The 13837-nt window shown below is 68.2% G+C and carries 15 protein-coding genes; 8 read left to right on the top strand and 7 right to left on the bottom strand.

Annotated features, from left to right (window positions below; genetic code table 11):
- Nucleotides 1-22: 22 nt before the first annotated feature.
- Both P0Y33_RS07950 and P0Y33_RS07945 read right to left on the bottom strand, forming a co-directional pair.
- Nucleotides 23-352 carry a hypothetical protein gene (locus P0Y33_RS07950; protein WP_279530006.1) on the bottom strand — a complete coding sequence of 110 codons (330 nt, stop codon included), beginning with the start codon at nucleotides 350-352 and terminating at the stop codon, nucleotides 23-25.
- Between the two features lie 132 nt (nucleotides 353-484).
- A complete protein-coding gene (locus tag P0Y33_RS07945; protein ID WP_279530005.1) occupies nucleotides 485-1258 on the bottom strand; it encodes an NAD(P)/FAD-dependent oxidoreductase in 774 nt (257 codons plus the stop codon).
- A 110-nt stretch (nucleotides 1259-1368) separates the two neighbouring features.
- Here P0Y33_RS07945 and P0Y33_RS07940 point away from each other — a divergent pair, with 110 nt between their 5' ends.
- The gene (locus tag P0Y33_RS07940; RefSeq protein WP_279530004.1) at nucleotides 1369-1884 is read left to right on the top strand and encodes an SRPBCC family protein; all 516 of its coding nucleotides are present in this window, start codon (nucleotides 1369-1371) and stop codon (nucleotides 1882-1884) included.
- Here P0Y33_RS07940 and P0Y33_RS07935 read toward each other — a convergent pair whose 3' ends face one another.
- A complete protein-coding gene (locus tag P0Y33_RS07935) occupies nucleotides 1885-2523 on the bottom strand; it encodes a halocyanin domain-containing protein (protein ID WP_279530003.1) in 639 nt (212 codons plus the stop codon).
- 150 nt (nucleotides 2524-2673) lie between these two features.
- Nucleotides 2674-3726 (bottom strand): M42 family metallopeptidase, encoded by a 1053-nt coding sequence (locus P0Y33_RS07930; protein ID WP_279530002.1) that lies wholly within the window; start codon nucleotides 3724-3726, stop codon nucleotides 2674-2676.
- Between the two features lie 221 nt (nucleotides 3727-3947).
- On the opposite strand from P0Y33_RS07930, the gene P0Y33_RS07925 reads away from it, so the two are divergent.
- Nucleotides 3948-4208: an MTH865 family protein gene (locus P0Y33_RS07925; protein WP_279530001.1), complete on the top strand. Its 261-nt coding sequence runs from the start codon at nucleotides 3948-3950 to the stop codon at nucleotides 4206-4208.
- Nucleotides 4209-4272: 64 nt separating this feature from the next.
- A complete protein-coding gene (locus P0Y33_RS07920) occupies nucleotides 4273-4968 on the top strand; it encodes an acetyl-CoA synthetase (protein ID WP_279530000.1) in 696 nt (231 codons plus the stop codon).
- 15 nt (nucleotides 4969-4983) lie between these two features.
- Here the strand turns inward: P0Y33_RS07920 and P0Y33_RS07915 are convergent, their stop codons facing one another.
- Entirely contained in the window at nucleotides 4984-7005 is a 2022-nt protein-coding gene (locus P0Y33_RS07915; protein ID WP_279529999.1) for an AMP-binding protein, read from the bottom strand.
- A gap of 87 nt (nucleotides 7006-7092) precedes the next feature.
- Between P0Y33_RS07915 and P0Y33_RS07910 the strand changes: the two genes are divergently transcribed.
- Nucleotides 7093-8154: a zinc-dependent alcohol dehydrogenase family protein gene (locus P0Y33_RS07910; RefSeq protein ID WP_279529998.1), complete on the top strand. Its 1062-nt coding sequence runs from the start codon at nucleotides 7093-7095 to the stop codon at nucleotides 8152-8154.
- Here P0Y33_RS07910 and P0Y33_RS07905 read toward each other — a convergent pair.
- Nucleotides 8151-8624: a universal stress protein gene (locus P0Y33_RS07905; RefSeq protein WP_279529997.1), complete on the bottom strand. Its 474-nt coding sequence runs from the start codon at nucleotides 8622-8624 to the stop codon at nucleotides 8151-8153. The two genes, P0Y33_RS07910 and P0Y33_RS07905, sit on opposite strands and share 4 nt — an antisense overlap.
- A gap of 107 nt (nucleotides 8625-8731) precedes the next feature.
- Here P0Y33_RS07905 and P0Y33_RS07900 point away from each other — a divergent pair, with 107 nt between their 5' ends.
- The 3 genes from P0Y33_RS07900 (at nucleotide 8732) to P0Y33_RS07890 (ending at nucleotide 12145) form a co-directional block, all read left to right on the top strand.
- Complete coding sequence (locus P0Y33_RS07900) at nucleotides 8732-9298, top strand: GNAT family N-acetyltransferase (RefSeq protein WP_279529996.1); 567 nt, start codon at nucleotides 8732-8734, stop codon at nucleotides 9296-9298.
- A 63-nt stretch (nucleotides 9299-9361) separates the two neighbouring features.
- On the top strand, nucleotides 9362-10417 hold the full coding sequence (locus P0Y33_RS07895; protein WP_279529995.1) for a S66 family peptidase: 1056 nt from the start codon (nucleotides 9362-9364) through the stop codon (nucleotides 10415-10417).
- A gap of 45 nt (nucleotides 10418-10462) precedes the next feature.
- Complete coding sequence (locus P0Y33_RS07890; RefSeq protein ID WP_279529994.1) at nucleotides 10463-12145, top strand: acyl-CoA mutase large subunit family protein; 1683 nt, start codon at nucleotides 10463-10465, stop codon at nucleotides 12143-12145.
- A 22-nt stretch (nucleotides 12146-12167) separates the two neighbouring features.
- Here the strand turns inward: P0Y33_RS07890 and P0Y33_RS07885 are convergent, their stop codons facing one another.
- A complete protein-coding gene (locus P0Y33_RS07885) occupies nucleotides 12168-13280 on the bottom strand; it encodes an aminotransferase class V-fold PLP-dependent enzyme (RefSeq protein WP_279529993.1) in 1113 nt (370 codons plus the stop codon).
- A gap of 52 nt (nucleotides 13281-13332) precedes the next feature.
- Here P0Y33_RS07885 and mce point away from each other — a divergent pair, with 52 nt between their 5' ends.
- Nucleotides 13333-13719, top strand: a complete 387-nt coding sequence (gene mce, locus P0Y33_RS07880) for a methylmalonyl-CoA epimerase (RefSeq protein WP_279529992.1) — start codon at nucleotides 13333-13335, stop codon at nucleotides 13717-13719.
- Nucleotides 13720-13837 lie beyond the last annotated feature (118 nt).

Raw genomic sequence — 13837 nt, 5'->3', positions numbered from 1 at the left:
CGATCCGGTCCGCCGGACGGGACTACTCCCGCCGCTCCTCGACGTCGACTGGGTCGTCGAAGGAGAACTCGTGTCTCGTGTCGGGCCGGCCGGTCGCCGCCTCGTACACCTCCGCGACGGCCGCGAGGCCGAGACACGCGACGGCGAGGACGACCGGCCCGCCGACGAGCACGCCGAACCACGACCCGCCGACCACGCCGCCCGCGACGGCGGTGTAGAGCAGTTCGAAGAGGACGCCGACGGCGGCGACGACGGCCCAGCACACCCCACAGCCGACGGCGAACTCCTCGAGGTCGGTGATCGTCGCCGTCGCGGCCCGTCTGCCGAGGTCGTCTACGTTCGGTCGGCGCATACACTGACCTGTGTGACCGAGGCACATATGGTTCACGCTATCAACTGGGTCGGTGACAGTTTGAGGGACGGCCACCTCGGCGGCGAGCGAACGCTCCGGAACGGACTCTGCAGAAAAACGGTCGGTGAGTCGCTACTCGTCGTCTTCGTCCTCGTCCTCGGCGACGCTCGGGTGCATCGTCGGCTCCTCGGGGTGGGGTTCGTCGAAGTAGTCGCGCATGATCTCGATAGACTCCTCCTCGCGGCGCCGCCGTTCTTCTTCGTCGATCTCTTCACAGCCCGGCGGCACCTCGCGGCCACGGCCGGTGAAGTAGCCCTCGGGAACGACCCAGTCGTGGTAGAAGGGGACCTCCGAGTCCTCGACGACGGTGATTCCTACCTCGCCGCCGTGACCCGCGGCGACGACGGTCTGGTGGGGTTTGGCGGCGAGACGGCCGGCGACGTAGAGTCCCGGCACGTCCGTCCGGCCGCGCTCGTCGGCCGAGACGTAGGTCTTCGACCCCTGCTGGTCGAGTTCGAGGTCGTCGGAGAGCGGGTCGAGGTAGGCGGGCGAGGACTTGGTCGCGGCGACGACGACGTCCGCGGTGTAGGCGTCGCCATCGGCCGTCTCGACGACGAACGGTTCGTCGGCGTCGGTCGGGTCGTCGCGGTGGACGGCCGTCACCTCGGCCTGCTCGCGCTCGACGCCGGCGCGTTCGGCCTGGTCATCGAGCATGTCGAGGAAGAGTCGGGAGTTCACACCCACGGGGAAGCCGGGGACGTTCTCCAGGTGGGCGTTGCGCCGGAGGATGGACTCCGGTTCGTCGAGGACCGTGGTCGGCATGTCGGAGCGGCCGGTGAACAGCGACGCCGTGAGGCCGGCGGGACCGCCACCGACCACGACGACGCTCGGGTTCTCGTCGGACATACGTGCCCGTCGGCGGGCGGCCGTCCAAAAGCCATCGGTCCCGGCACGCCGCGGAGGTGAGAACGGGCGCAGGTACGGGAGTTAAGGGCGTCGCCCACCCAGGGGGAGGCGTGCAGACGCTCGAAGTCAGTACCGTCGTCTACCTGCCGCCCTCGGAGACCTACGAGTTCCTCCTCGACTTCCCCCGTTACGCCCGCTACTCCGAACACCTCGCCCGTGTCGAGCAGGAGGGCGAGGGCGGGCCGGGGACGACCTACCGCCTCCATTTCGAGTGGTGGAAACTCTCCTACGTCCTCCACACCCGCGTCACCGACGTCGACCCGCCCCACGAAATTTCGTGGGAGGTGACGAAGGACGTCGACGCCGAGGGCGCGTGGGAACTCGACGCCGTCCCGGAGGAGGCCCCCGCGGACCGAACCTCCGCGACGCGCGTCACCCTCCGCGTGACCTACCACCCACACCAGGTCGACTCGGGCGTCCTCGACCTCCCGCGGTTCGTCCCGTTCGACGTGGAGTCGAAGGTCCGCTCGCTCGTCGAGAAGGAGGGAAAACGGGTCGTCGAACGCGTCGTCGCCGACCTGGAGGGCGAGTCACGGCCGGTCGACGTGACGGTCCGGAGTTACTGATTACTCCTCGCCGCCCTCGAACTCGGCGTCCGCCCCGAAGTCGCCGCCGAAGCGCATGAAGACGTAGCTGAACCCGAGCGCGAGCGTCATCACGGCGGTCCCGGCGATGCCGATGATCTTCGCGCTGTCGGGGAGGATGGACACGTAGCCGCCACCACCGCCGGTCGGGACGTCGTCGCCGACGGCGACGGCTCCCTTCATCCCCATCGAGACGTGCGGGTCGCACTGGTAGTCGACGATACCGCCCGACTCGAAGGTGTGCTCGAAGTGGACGCCGGGCGCGGTGTAGAGGTCGCTCTCGAAACTGGCACCCTCGACCGCGTGGACGTTGTGCGCACCCCCGTCGCCGGTCCACTCCCACTTGACCGTCGTCCCCGGGTCGACCCAGAGTCCGGCCGGCGAGAAGGCGTACGCGCCGCCGTTGCCCTGTGCGCCGACCATGACGGTCACCTCGCTCTGTCCACGTGCGTCTTTGAACCCGCCGTCGACGCCTTCGAGCCACCCGCCGAAGTCGGGTTTGCTCCCGCCGCCCCCTTCGGCGGCGACGGCACTCCCCGTCGCGCCGCCGGCGAGCGCGGCACTCGTCCCGGCCGCACGGAGGAACCCGCGCCGCGAGAGTTGGGTGTCGTCCGTTGTCATGGTACACGGGTTGGGCACGGGGGTATTTAATATTGGTAGTCTCTCGCAGCCACCGACGTCGCCGCGGGTCGCCCGTCGACCGCAGGTCCATCGCCCGGAGTCGCGGCGGTCACTTATGTACTCGACGGAGGTATAGAAGGGGCCGTCGCCTCAGAGCGTGTAGTCGTTCTCGCCGTCTTCGGTGTCGAGGAAGGCGGTGAGGAGGTCGACGGCGGCGTCGACGTCGTCCTCGTGGGCGGCCTCCGTGACGGTGTGCATGTACCGGAGGGGGATGGAGATGGCGCCGACAGGCTTGGCGCCGTGGGTGTTCTGGAAGCCCGCGGTGTCGGTCCCGCCCGAGGGGAGCACTTCGAGTTGGTAGGGGACGTCCTCGGTCTCGGCGACCGTCCGCATCCGGCGGTGGACCTTCGGGTTCGTGATGACGCTGCCGTCCTTGAGTTTGATCGCCGCCCCGTCGCCGAGTTCGGTGACGTAGTCGGCCTCGTCGCTGATCTGCGGGATGTCGTTGGCGACGGTTACGTCGAGCGCGACGGCGAGGTCCGGGTCGAGGTCGACGCCGAGTGCCTTCGCGCCGCGCAGGCCCACTTCTTCCTGGACCGTGGCGGCGAAGTGGATGGTCACGTCGGGGTCGACGCGCTTCGCCGCTTCGATCATCTGGAAGAGACAGACGCGGTCGTCCATCGACTTCCCGGTGACCGTGTCACCGACCATCCGGGTGTCCTGATCCATCGTGATCTGGTCGCCGACGGAGACGCGTTCTTCGACCTCGTCGGCGGGGAGTCCGAGGTCGACGTAGAAGTCCTCGACCTCGTCCGTGCTCTCGCGGTCCTCCTCGTCCATCGTGTGCGGCGGCGGCGACCCGATGATTCCGGGGAGGTCCTCCTCGGGCGTGTGGACGGTGACGCGCTGGGCGCGGAGCACGCGGGCGTCCCACCCGCCGAGGGTGTCCATCTGGAGGAACCCCTCGTCGGTGACGTGCTTGACCATGAAGCCGATCTCGTCCATGTGGGCGGCGATGGCGACCTCGTAGTCGGGGTTCTCGCTCCCCTCGACCGTGGCGACGACGTTGCCCATCGAGTCGGTGCGAATTTCGTCGACGTGGTCTTCGAGTTCGCGCTTCACGATGGTGCGGATGCGGTCCTCGTAGCCGGGGACACCGCGCGCTTCGGTGAGTTCCTGCAGCAAGTCGAAATCTGCGTCCATACGCGGAGTGTCGAACGGTACGACGTAAAACGTATCGGAGGACGGTGGCGACGGCCGCTACTCCTCGTGTTCGATTACGTAGCGGGTGCACGACCGACGTCGCTCGTCCGACTCGGCGGAGAGCGGGACGTCGACGCGAGCGGGCAAAACGCTCCCAGTTCGGGGCGTCTGCGAACGACCGTCCCACAATCCTTTTCGTCGGCCCGCGTGCACTGCTACCCATGCCGAGTGAAGTCGAAGCCGAACTTCGCCAGGAGCTCACCGACGCGTTCAAGGACGCCGACTACCCCGTGAAGAACCAGATGGGCCTCGTCCCGGCGCTCCCGAACGGACCCGCGACGAAGTTCCAGGCGGGCGACAAACAGTACTCCGCGATGGAACTCGCGACGAAACTCTCCGGACAGGCCGAATTCCCCTACGACAACGTCGACGACCTCGTCGACGACATCATCGCGGGTCTGCGGGAAGAAGGCGAACTGTAGCCCGGCCGCCGACGCTCCGTTCTCCGAACGTAGCACCTTAGCGCGCCGAGTCACAACTCCGAGCATGGACACGCTCTACGACCTCGTCTCCGTCCTCGACGGCGAGCGCGACGCGCTACGGTGGGACGGCCGAGCACACTCCGCCCGCGAACTCCGGACGACGACCTACCGCGCCGGTAACTTCCTCCGCCACCACGGCGTCCGCGAGGGCGTGGACGTCGTCGTCGCCGACGACTCCGTGCCACAGGCGGTCTTCTCCGCCCTCGGTGCGACCCTACTCGGGGCTGCCGTCCGCTTCGGCCTCCCGGACGAGTCGGACGCGCGCGCCGTCGTGGGACCGGCCGACGACATCGGCGCGGTGTCCCTCCCGCCCGGCGGGCAGCGGGTCGCCTACGGCGACGAACCCACAGACCCCTCGTGGGGCTACTTCGAGCGTGACGCCTGGAGCGAGAACCCAGCCTTCCCGCCCGTCGGGTTCGACGGAGAGACGACGGCGCTCCGTACCGAGGACACGGCCTACAGCCACGCGGCCCTGCTCGACGCCGCGGAGACGGTCGCGGACGGCCTCGACGCGAACGACGTCGTGGCGGTCCGTGGGTCCCTCACCGACCCCGGCGTCGTCGTCGCGGGCCTGCTCGCCCCGCACTTCGCCGACGCCGTGTCGCTCCTGCCGACACCCGACGAGACGGGGACCGTCGCCGTCGGCGGCGAGGACGTCCCGGAAGACCGAGTGATGTCGCCGTCGTCGGTGTCGTTCTGACTCGCCGAGGAGCGACTACTCCGCGTCCTGGAGTCGGTCGATGGCCTCGGGGTTCTCGATGGAGGAGGTGTCGCCCAGTTCCTCGCCGGTGTAGGCCCCCTCGATGGCCCGGCGGACGATCTTCCCCGACTGGGTCTTGGGGAACTCGTCGACGAACAGCACCTCTCGGGACTTGAACGGCTTGCCGAGTTCCGCGCCGACCTGCTCGCGCAGTTCCTCGCGCAGGGCGTCGGAGACGTCGTACCCCTCCTCCAGGATCACGTAGGCGACGACCGCCTCGCCCGTCGTGTCGTCGGGGACGCCGACGGCCGCGGCCTGGTTGACCGCCTCGTGGTCGATGAGCGCGCCCTCGACCTCGGCCGGGCCGACCTTCCGCCCGGCCACGTTGATGGCGTCGTCGGCACGGCCGTGGAGGAACCAGAAGCCGTCTTCGTCCTTCTGCGCCCAGTCGCCGTGGTCCCACATCGGTGGGTCTTCGAACGTCGACCAGTACTCCTCGAGGTAGCGCTCGTCGCCGCTCCAGAGGCTCTTGGTCATCGACGGACACGACGACCGGGCGACGAGGAAGCCGCGTTCGTGCTCGTCCGCGACGGACTCGCCCTGCGAGTTCACGATGTCGACGTCCATCCCGAGACCCGGTCCGCCGAGCGTACACGGCTTGAGCGGTTCGTTCGGGAGGGGCGCGAGGAAACAGCCGACGATTTCGGTCCCGCCGGAGATGTTGATGATGGGTGCCTCGCCGCCGCCGACCTCCTCGTAGAACCACTTCCACGACTCGGGGTCCCACGGTTCGCCGGTCGACCCGAGCAGGCGGAGACTGGAGAGGTCGTGGTCCTCCACCCACTCGTCGTCTCCGGGTCCGTCGGACTCGGATGGCTCGTCGGACCCCGTCCGGCGGCTGCCGTGCTTCCGGAGGGCGCGGATAGCGGTGGGGGAGACGCCGAAGGTCGTGATGTCGTGGCGGTCGATCATCCGCCAGAAACGGTCCGGTTCGGGGTAGTCGGGCGCCCCCTCGTACATGAAGACGGTGCCGCCGAGCGCGTGGTTGCCCACGAGCGTCCACGGTCCCATCATCCACCCGATGTCGCTCACCCAGAAGAAGCGATCACTCGGCTTGTGGTCGAAGTTGAAGTAGATTTCTTTGGTGGGTTGGACGACCGTGCCGGCGTGGGTGTGGACGATGCCCTTGGGCTTGCCGGTGGTGCCCGAGGAGTAGAGGAGCATACAGGGGTCGTCGGCGGCCATCGAGCGCGTCTCGAACTCGTCGTCGGCGGTTTCGACGGCGTCGGCCCACCACTCGTCGCGCTCGTCGTCCCAGGGAATGTCGGCACCGAGTCGTTCGTAGACGATGGTGTGCTCGACGTGACCGGCCTGTTCGATGGCCGCGTCGGCCTGTTCTTTGAGGGTGACCTCGTCGCCGCGGCGGTAGAAGCCGTCGCCCGTGAAGAGGACCGAGCACTCGGCGTCCGCGATGCGGGTCGCCGTCGCGTCCGTCCCGAACCCGGAGAAGATGGGCACCGCGATGGCGCCCACCTCGAAGATGCCGTAGAGAATCGAGACGACTTCGGGCACCATCGGCATGTACAGTCCGACCGTATCGCCCTCCTTGATGCCGCGTTCGACCAGTACGTTGGCAACCTGGTTCGCCTGCCGAGAGAGTTCGTGGTAGGTGAGTTCTCGAACTTCCCCACCTTCGCCCTCCCAAGTACAAGCGACCTTGTTGCGCGTCTCGCTGTCCCGGGCCACGTGGCGGTCGACCGTGTTGTGCGCGACGTTCAACTCCCCACCCACGTACCAGTCCGTGAACTGCGGTCCGTCCGTGTCGTCCCGGACCGTGTCGTAGTCCTCGTAGAACTCGATATCGAGTGTGTCGACGACCTCGTCCCAGAACCACTCCAGGTCCGAGGCCGTCCGCTCGCGGAGTTCCGCGACGTCGTCGATACCGTGCTCGTCCATGAACTGCTGGACGTTCGTCGAGTCGACGAACTCCTCGGTGGGTCGGTGAACGATTTCGTCTACTTCCGCGAGTGAGTCCATACGCTGTACTCCACCACCGGTGACAAAGAAATTTCCCACGGTCGTTCGGGAGGAACACTTTACTCCTTCGCCGTGGGGGAGAGGAACGTGCGCGCTGCTGTCCTCACCGAGTACGGAGAACCGCTCGACGTCCGCGACGTCGAATCACCCGCCGCCGACGCCGACGGAATCGTCGTCGAGACGGAAGCCTGTGGCGTCTGTCGGAGCGACTGGCACGCCTGGCAGGGCGACTGGGACTGGATCGGTGCGAAACCGCCGGAGGGGCAGATACTCGGCCACGAACCCGCCGGGACCGTCGTCGAAGTCGGCTCCGACGTCGAGCACTTCGACGTCGGCGACCGCGTCGCGGTCCCGTTCACCCTCGGCGACGGGACCTGCCCGCACTGCCGCCGCGGCGACGCGAACGTCTGTGAGAACCTCCGACCGCTCGGCTTCACTCCGCAGGCACCGGGCGCGTTCGCCGAACGCTTCCCCGTCCCGGACGCCGACTTCAACGCCGTCAAACTCCCCGACGGCGTCGATCCGGTCGACATGGCCGCCCTGGGCTGTCGGTTCACCACTGCCTTCCACGGTCTCGCCCACCGCGCGAACGTCGAGGGTGGCGACTGGGTCGCCGTCCACGGCTGTGGCGGTGTCGGACTCTCGGCGGTCCACATCGCGGAGGCCCTCGGGGCGCGGGTGGTCGCGGTCGACCTCGACGAGGCGACGCTCGAACGCGCCGAGTCGCTCGGCGCCGAACACGTCGTGCACGCCGGGGAAGTCGACCACGTCCCGGGAGCGGTCCAGGAACTCACCGACGGTGGGGCCGACGTGGCCGTCGACGCACTCGGTATCGCCGAGACGTGTCGAAACTCCGTCGCGAGTCTCGGCCGGAAGGGCAAACACGTCCAGATCGGCCTCACGACGGGCGAAGAGGGCGGCGAGGTGTCGCTCCCGACGGACTCGATGGTGATGCGGGAAGTCGACTTCCTCGCCTCGTTCGGGATGCCACCCGCCCGCTACGACGAGATCCTCTCGATGGTCGAGAGCGGGCAACTCGACCCCGGCGCCATCGTCTCCGAGACGGTGTCGCTCGACGAGGTCTCGGAGACGCTCGACGCGATGAGCGAGTTCGACACGGTCGGCGTCCCGGTCGTCACCGAGTTCTAGGACTCTTCGGACTCTTCTCGCTCCGTCCCCGACTCCCCGCGTTCTTCTTCGGGGGCGCGGACGGTCAACACGGGGACCGGTGCCTCTCGGACGACGCGTTCGGTCACACTCCCGAGGAGGAAGTGTCGGAACCCCTTCCGGCCGTGTGTCCCCATCACGACGACGTCGGCGTCGATCTCCTCTGCGTACCGGACGATCGTCCGGTGCGGGACGCCCTCGCGGACCTCCCCGAACGCGGTCACGTCCTGACGTTCCGCCGTCTCTCGTGCCTCCTCGACCGCGTGTTCTCCCTGTCGGTGGAGTTGTTCGACGAGGGACCCGGCGTGTTCGTCGAGTGCGAACCCTTCGACGTCGACGACGAAGAGGAAGTGGACCGTGGCGCCGAACGCGCCGGCCAGTTCGACGGCCTCGTCGACTGCGGCGTTCGAGGGCGCGCTCCCGTCGACGGGGACGAGTATCGTGTCGTACATGGCCGAACGCACAGTCGGACGGGTGAAAAGTGTGTTCGCGCTCGTGCCGAGGGTGCCGGCACTGGCGTCGCACAAACCCTTTTCCGCTCGGGGACGAAGGTGTCGTCATGTACGTTCGGGACGCGAAGAAACGAGAGGAGGTGTGGCTGCTCGACCGCTTCGAGGAGTTCGGGTTCGAAGACCCGGCGTTCCGCTCGCGGGACTACGTCTTCGCGGTCGACGAGGACACCGGCGAGAAGGCGGGATTCGGTCGCCTCCGTATCCATACCGAGGGTGGAGAATCGGTCTGTGAGATTACGAACATCGGCGTACTCGACGAGTGGCGCGGCCAGGGCGTCGGCGCGCACGTCGTCGAGGCGCTCGTCGACGACGCCGAGGAGGAGGGGCTCGACGTCGTCTACTCGCTCACCGAGGAACCCGACTATCTCGAACAGTTCGGCTTCGAGCGCGTCGACGAGGCCGACCTCCCCGAGAAACTCCGAGACCGTCTCGACGAAGAACGCGCCATCGCCGACGGCGGGGTGACGCCCGTCCGCGTCGCCGTCGACGAGTTCGCCATCCCGCGTGACCTGCGTGGCCGCTTCGAGGGCGAGGACGAAGGCGAACAGGAGACCGCCGAGGACTTCGGCATCGACGCCGAGTCGGCGACCTACAAGTACGACACCGGTCGCTAATCTCCGACTGCTCCACTGTCACACCCACCGAAGGCTTTTCTCGCGGGTCTCCGTCCCGCCGGTATGACCGAGTTCGTCACGCCGCCGGCGCTGGAACCCGGCGACGAGGTGGCCGTCGTCGCGCCCTCGTCGGGCGGTGCACACGACTTCCCGCACGTCCTCGAACTCGCACTGGAGCGGTTGCGTGGGGTGTTCGACCTCCGGCCCGTCGTCTACCCGACGGCCCGGCAGGGAAACGACTTCCTCGAAGTGCACCCGGAGGCACGGGCCGCCGACGTCCACACGGCGTTCCGGGACCCGGACATCTCGGGTGTGTTCGCGACAATCGGCGGGAGCGACCAACTACGGGTGCTCCGACACCTCGACGCCGACACCCTCCGCGAACACCCGACGCGCTTCTACGGGATGAGCGACAACTCGAACCTCGGCCTCTTCCTCTGGCGAGCGGGCGTCGTCTCCTACAACGGCGCGCAACTGCTGAACGAACTCGGGGTCCGCGGCGAACTGCCCGAGTACACCGAGCGCTACGCACGTCGCGCCTTCTTCGAGGACGCACTGGGCGAACTCGAAGCGAGCGAGCGGTGGACCGACGAACCGACCGACTGGTGGCCCTCGGGCGAGGTCCCGGACACGCCACCGGACTACGAGGCGAACCCCGGGTGGTCGTGGCACGGCGGCGAGGAGCGAGCGACCGGACGGTTGTGGGGTGGCTGTCTCTCCGTCGTCGACTGGCACCTCGCGAGCGACCGCTACCTCCCCGACCCCGCCCGCCTCGACGGCGCGGTACTGGCCGTCGAGATCGCCGAGGACCTCCCCCGTGCCGACGACGTGGCGGCCTCGATGCTGTGCATGGGTGAGCGGGGCCTGCTGGAACGGTTCGCCGCCGTCCTCGTCGGCCGGGTTCCGGGTCGGAGCTTCCTCGAACAGCCACCGGCCGACGAGCGCGCGGCCTACCGTCGACGCGTCCGCGAGGCGGTCGTCGAGAAGGTCGGGCGGTACAATCCGGACGCACCGGTCGTCACGGGTCTCGACTGGGGGCACACGACGCCGACCGCGCCGCTCCCACTCGGTTCGGTGGTCGAGGTAGACCCCCGCGAACGGTCGGTCGCCTTCCGCTGACACGGACGTACAACCATTAAGGTCGCCCTCGTCAATCGTCACCATATGTTCGACGAGGACGACTTAGCCGAGATCCGCGAGGCGAAATCCGAGTGGGAAGACGAGACACTCGACCCGACGCTCTCACGGTTCGGCGAGCGCAAAGCGGAGTTCGAGACCGACACCGACGGGCAGTCGGTCGACCGCCTCTACACCCCGAACGACGTCGCGGACCTCGACTACGACGAGGACCTCGGGTTCCCCGGCGAGGAACCGTACACGCGCGGGGTGTACTCCACGATGTACCGCGGGCGCCTCTGGACGATGCGCCAGTACGCCGGCATGGGAACCGCGGCAGAGACGAACGAGCGGTTCAAGTACCTACTCGACGAGGGGCAGACCGGCCTCTCGATGGCCTTCGACCTGCCCACGCAGATGGGCCACGACTCCGACGACGTGATGGCCGCCGGCGAGGTCGGGAAGTCCGGCGTCGCCATCGACACGCTCGACGACATGGAGACGGTGTTCGAGGGCATCCCGCTCGACGAGGTGTCGACGAGCATGACCATCAACGCACCCGCGAGCGTCCTGCTCGCCATGTACATCGCGGTCGGCGACAAGCAGGGCGTCCCCCGCGAGGAACTCCGCGGGACCATCCAGAACGACCTCCTGAAGGAGTACGTCGCGCGCAACACCTACATCTACCCGCCGGAGCCCTCGATGCGCATCGTCACGGACATCTTCGAGTTCTGCGCCGACGAGGTCCCCAACTTCAACACCATCTCCATCTCGGGCTACCACATCCGCGAGGCCGGGTCGACCGCGGCCCAGGAACTCGCTTTCACCCTCGGGAACGGCATCGAGTACGTCGAGGCGGCCCTCGACGCCGGCCAGGACGTCGACGAGTTCGCCCCGCAACTCTCCTTCTTCTTCAACGCCCACAACAACATCCTGGAGGAGGTGGCGAAGTTCCGCGCCGCCCGCCGGATGTGGGCGAAGATCATGGAAGAGCGCTTCGACGTGACCGACCCGCGCTCGAAGCAACTCAAGTTCCACACCCAGACCGCGGGGTCGACGCTCACGGCCCAGCAGATCGAGAACAACGTCGTCCGTGTCGCCTACCAGGCGCTCGCGGCGGTCCTCGGCGGGACGCAGTCGCTCCACACGAACGGGAAGGACGAGGCGCTCTCCATCCCCACCGAGCAGTCCGTCCGGACCGCCCTCCGGACCCAGCAGATTCTCGCCCACGAGTCGGGTGCCGCCGACACGATCGACCCCCTCGCGGGGAGTTACTACATCGAGTCACTCACCGACGACCTGGAGGAGGAGGCCTTCGACATCCTCGACGAGGTCGACGCGAAGGGCGGGATGTTGCAGGCCATCGAGGACCAGTGGGTCCAGCGACAGATCCAGGACGTGGCCTACGACCGCCAGCAGGAGATCGAGGAGGGCGAGCGGGTCATCGTCGGCGTCAACGAGTTCGAGGTCGACGAGGAACCCGAGATGGACATCGAGGAGGTTACCGAGGAGGACGAGCAGGCCCAAATCGACAGTCTCGAACGCGTCCGCGAGGAGCGCGACGACGAGGCGGTCGACGCCAAACTGCAGGCGCTCCGCGAGGCGGCCGAGGGCGACGAGAACGTCGTCCCCTACATCGTCGACGCGGTGAAGGTGTACGCGACGGTCGGCGAGGTCTGTGACGTCCTCCGCGACGTCTTCGGGGAGTACCAGTCCGGCGTCTCCTTCTGAGCGCGCGCTCGACGCGCCGCGCTCAGCACTCGTCTAGGGCGTCGAGGAGGACGTCGACGTCTTCGGCCGTGTTGAAGACGTGTAGCGACGCCCGGACGTTCCCCGTCGGGAGGTCGCGGACGACGACGCCGTGTTCTTCTTTTAGTCGCTCGACCAGCCCCTCGGGGTCGTCGGCTTCGAACGTGACGAGTCCCGACTCGTAGGCCGCCGGACTGACGAGGCGGTCGCCGAGGCCGTCCTTCAACCGGTCGGTGAGTCGTTCGACCCGCGACTGGATGGTGTCGAGTCCGACGCGCTCGACCGTCGCGATGGCCTCCTGGAGTCCCGCGTAGGGTGCGGGCGAGGTGGTTCCGATTTCGAGGCGCTTGGCGCCCTCGGCGAACGCGTAGCTCTCGTCTTCGGCTTCCTCGGCGCCCATGTAGCCGAGTTGGACCGGTTCGAGCGACTCGACGGCGTCCGGGTCGACGTAGAGGAACCCCGCGCCCCACGGTCCGAGGAGCCACTTGTGGCCCGCCGCGGCGACGAAGTCCGCGCCCCACGACTCGACCGGCATCGGGCGCTGGCCGGGCGACTGGACCGCGTCGACGAGCACCTCCGCGCCGGCGTCGTGGGCCTCGGCGACCAGGTCCTCGACGGGGAGGTGCGTGCCGTGGGTCCACGTGATGGCGCTGAAACAGACGAGTCGGGCGTCCGCGACGGCGTCGGCGTAGGCGTCGCGGTCGACGCGGCCGTCCTCGGTCGGGACCGTCCGGAGTTCGAGGTCGTGGACGTCCGCGAGTCGTCGCCACGGGAGCGTCCCCGCCGGGTGTTCGAGGTCGGTGTTGACGACGACGTCGCCGGGTTCCCAGTCGACGGCCGAGGCGACGCGGTTCACGCCGTCGGCGGTGCTCTGCGTGAGCGCGACGTGCGACGCGTCGGTCCCGAGGAAGTCGGCGACGGTCTCGCGCGTCTCCTCGAACAACTCGAAGGCGTAGGGGTACGGTCCCTCCGCGCCGGGCGAGTCGAACGCGTGGTGTTCGAGGGCGTCCTCGGCCGCCTCGACGACCCGTCGCGGACTCGGCCCGCTCGCGCCCGTGTTCAGGTAGACGACGTCGTCGAGTGCCGGGATGTCTTCGCGTAGCACGTGCGGATCCATGGGAACGTGGTCGTCCGCGAGGCTTATGACGGTGCCGTCCGCCCACCCGCGTATGCACTTCGATCACGTCGGCGTCGCCACCGACGACGCCGCGGTGCTCGCGGACCTGTACGGCGACCTCTTCGACGCGCCCGTCGCCCACGAAGAGGTGTTCGACGGCCTGCGAGTGACGTTCCTGCAGGTCGGCGAGAGCTACTTCGAGTTGCTCGAACCCGTCTCGGACGAGGGGACCATCGCGAACTACCTCGACCGGGAGGGACCGGGCATCCACCACGTCGCGCTCGCGACCGACGACGTCGGGGCCGCACTCGACACCGCCCGCGACCACGGCGTCGAGTTGATCGACGAGGAACCCCGCGAGGGCGCGTGGGGCCACGACGTCGCGTTCCTCCACCCGCGGGACACGGGCGGCGTGCTCGTGGAGTTCGTCCAGCACTAGCGAACAGGCGACGCCGACCAGCGAACGCCGAGACGGGGCGTCGCGCTCCCGCGAATCGTCTCGGACGTCGGTTACAGGATAGGGGGTTCTGGTCCCGGCTTCCGTGATAACGTCTCGG

It is taken from the genome of Halospeciosus flavus (assembly GCF_029814175.1).
GTDB lineage: Archaea > Halobacteriota > Halobacteria > Halobacteriales > Halobacteriaceae > Halospeciosus > Halospeciosus flavus.
The sequence above is the reverse complement of the archived record's forward strand: the minus strand, read 5'-3'. Positions and strand labels throughout refer to the sequence as shown.

What these genes read in the sequence shown, in the direction of transcription:
- mce (WP_279529992.1), top strand. Translation starts at nt 13,333, where the DNA reads ATGCACTTCGATCACGTCGGCGTCGCCACCGACGACGCCGCGGTGCTC.
- P0Y33_RS07925 (WP_279530001.1), top strand. Translation starts at nt 3,948, where the DNA reads ATGCCGAGTGAAGTCGAAGCCGAACTTCGCCAGGAGCTCACCGACGCG.
- P0Y33_RS07945 (WP_279530005.1), bottom strand. Translation starts at nt 1,258, where the DNA reads ATGTCCGACGAGAACCCGAGCGTCGTCGTGGTCGGTGGCGGTCCCGCC.
- P0Y33_RS07885 (WP_279529993.1), bottom strand. Translation starts at nt 13,280, where the DNA reads ATGGATCCGCACGTGCTACGCGAAGACATCCCGGCACTCGACGACGTC.
- P0Y33_RS07935 (WP_279530003.1), bottom strand. Translation starts at nt 2,523, where the DNA reads ATGACAACGGACGACACCCAACTCTCGCGGCGCGGGTTCCTCCGTGCG.
- P0Y33_RS07895 (WP_279529995.1), top strand. Translation starts at nt 9,362, where the DNA reads ATGACCGAGTTCGTCACGCCGCCGGCGCTGGAACCCGGCGACGAGGTG.
- P0Y33_RS07890 (WP_279529994.1), top strand. Translation starts at nt 10,463, where the DNA reads ATGTTCGACGAGGACGACTTAGCCGAGATCCGCGAGGCGAAATCCGAG.
- P0Y33_RS07930 (WP_279530002.1), bottom strand. Translation starts at nt 3,726, where the DNA reads ATGGACGCAGATTTCGACTTGCTGCAGGAACTCACCGAAGCGCGCGGT.
- P0Y33_RS07905 (WP_279529997.1), bottom strand. Translation starts at nt 8,624, where the DNA reads ATGTACGACACGATACTCGTCCCCGTCGACGGGAGCGCGCCCTCGAAC.
- P0Y33_RS07900 (WP_279529996.1), top strand. Translation starts at nt 8,732, where the DNA reads ATGTACGTTCGGGACGCGAAGAAACGAGAGGAGGTGTGGCTGCTCGAC.
- P0Y33_RS07920 (WP_279530000.1), top strand. Translation starts at nt 4,273, where the DNA reads ATGGACACGCTCTACGACCTCGTCTCCGTCCTCGACGGCGAGCGCGAC.
- P0Y33_RS07950 (WP_279530006.1), bottom strand. Translation starts at nt 352, where the DNA reads ATGCGCCGACCGAACGTAGACGACCTCGGCAGACGGGCCGCGACGGCG.
- P0Y33_RS07915 (WP_279529999.1), bottom strand. Translation starts at nt 7,005, where the DNA reads ATGGACTCACTCGCGGAAGTAGACGAAATCGTTCACCGACCCACCGAG.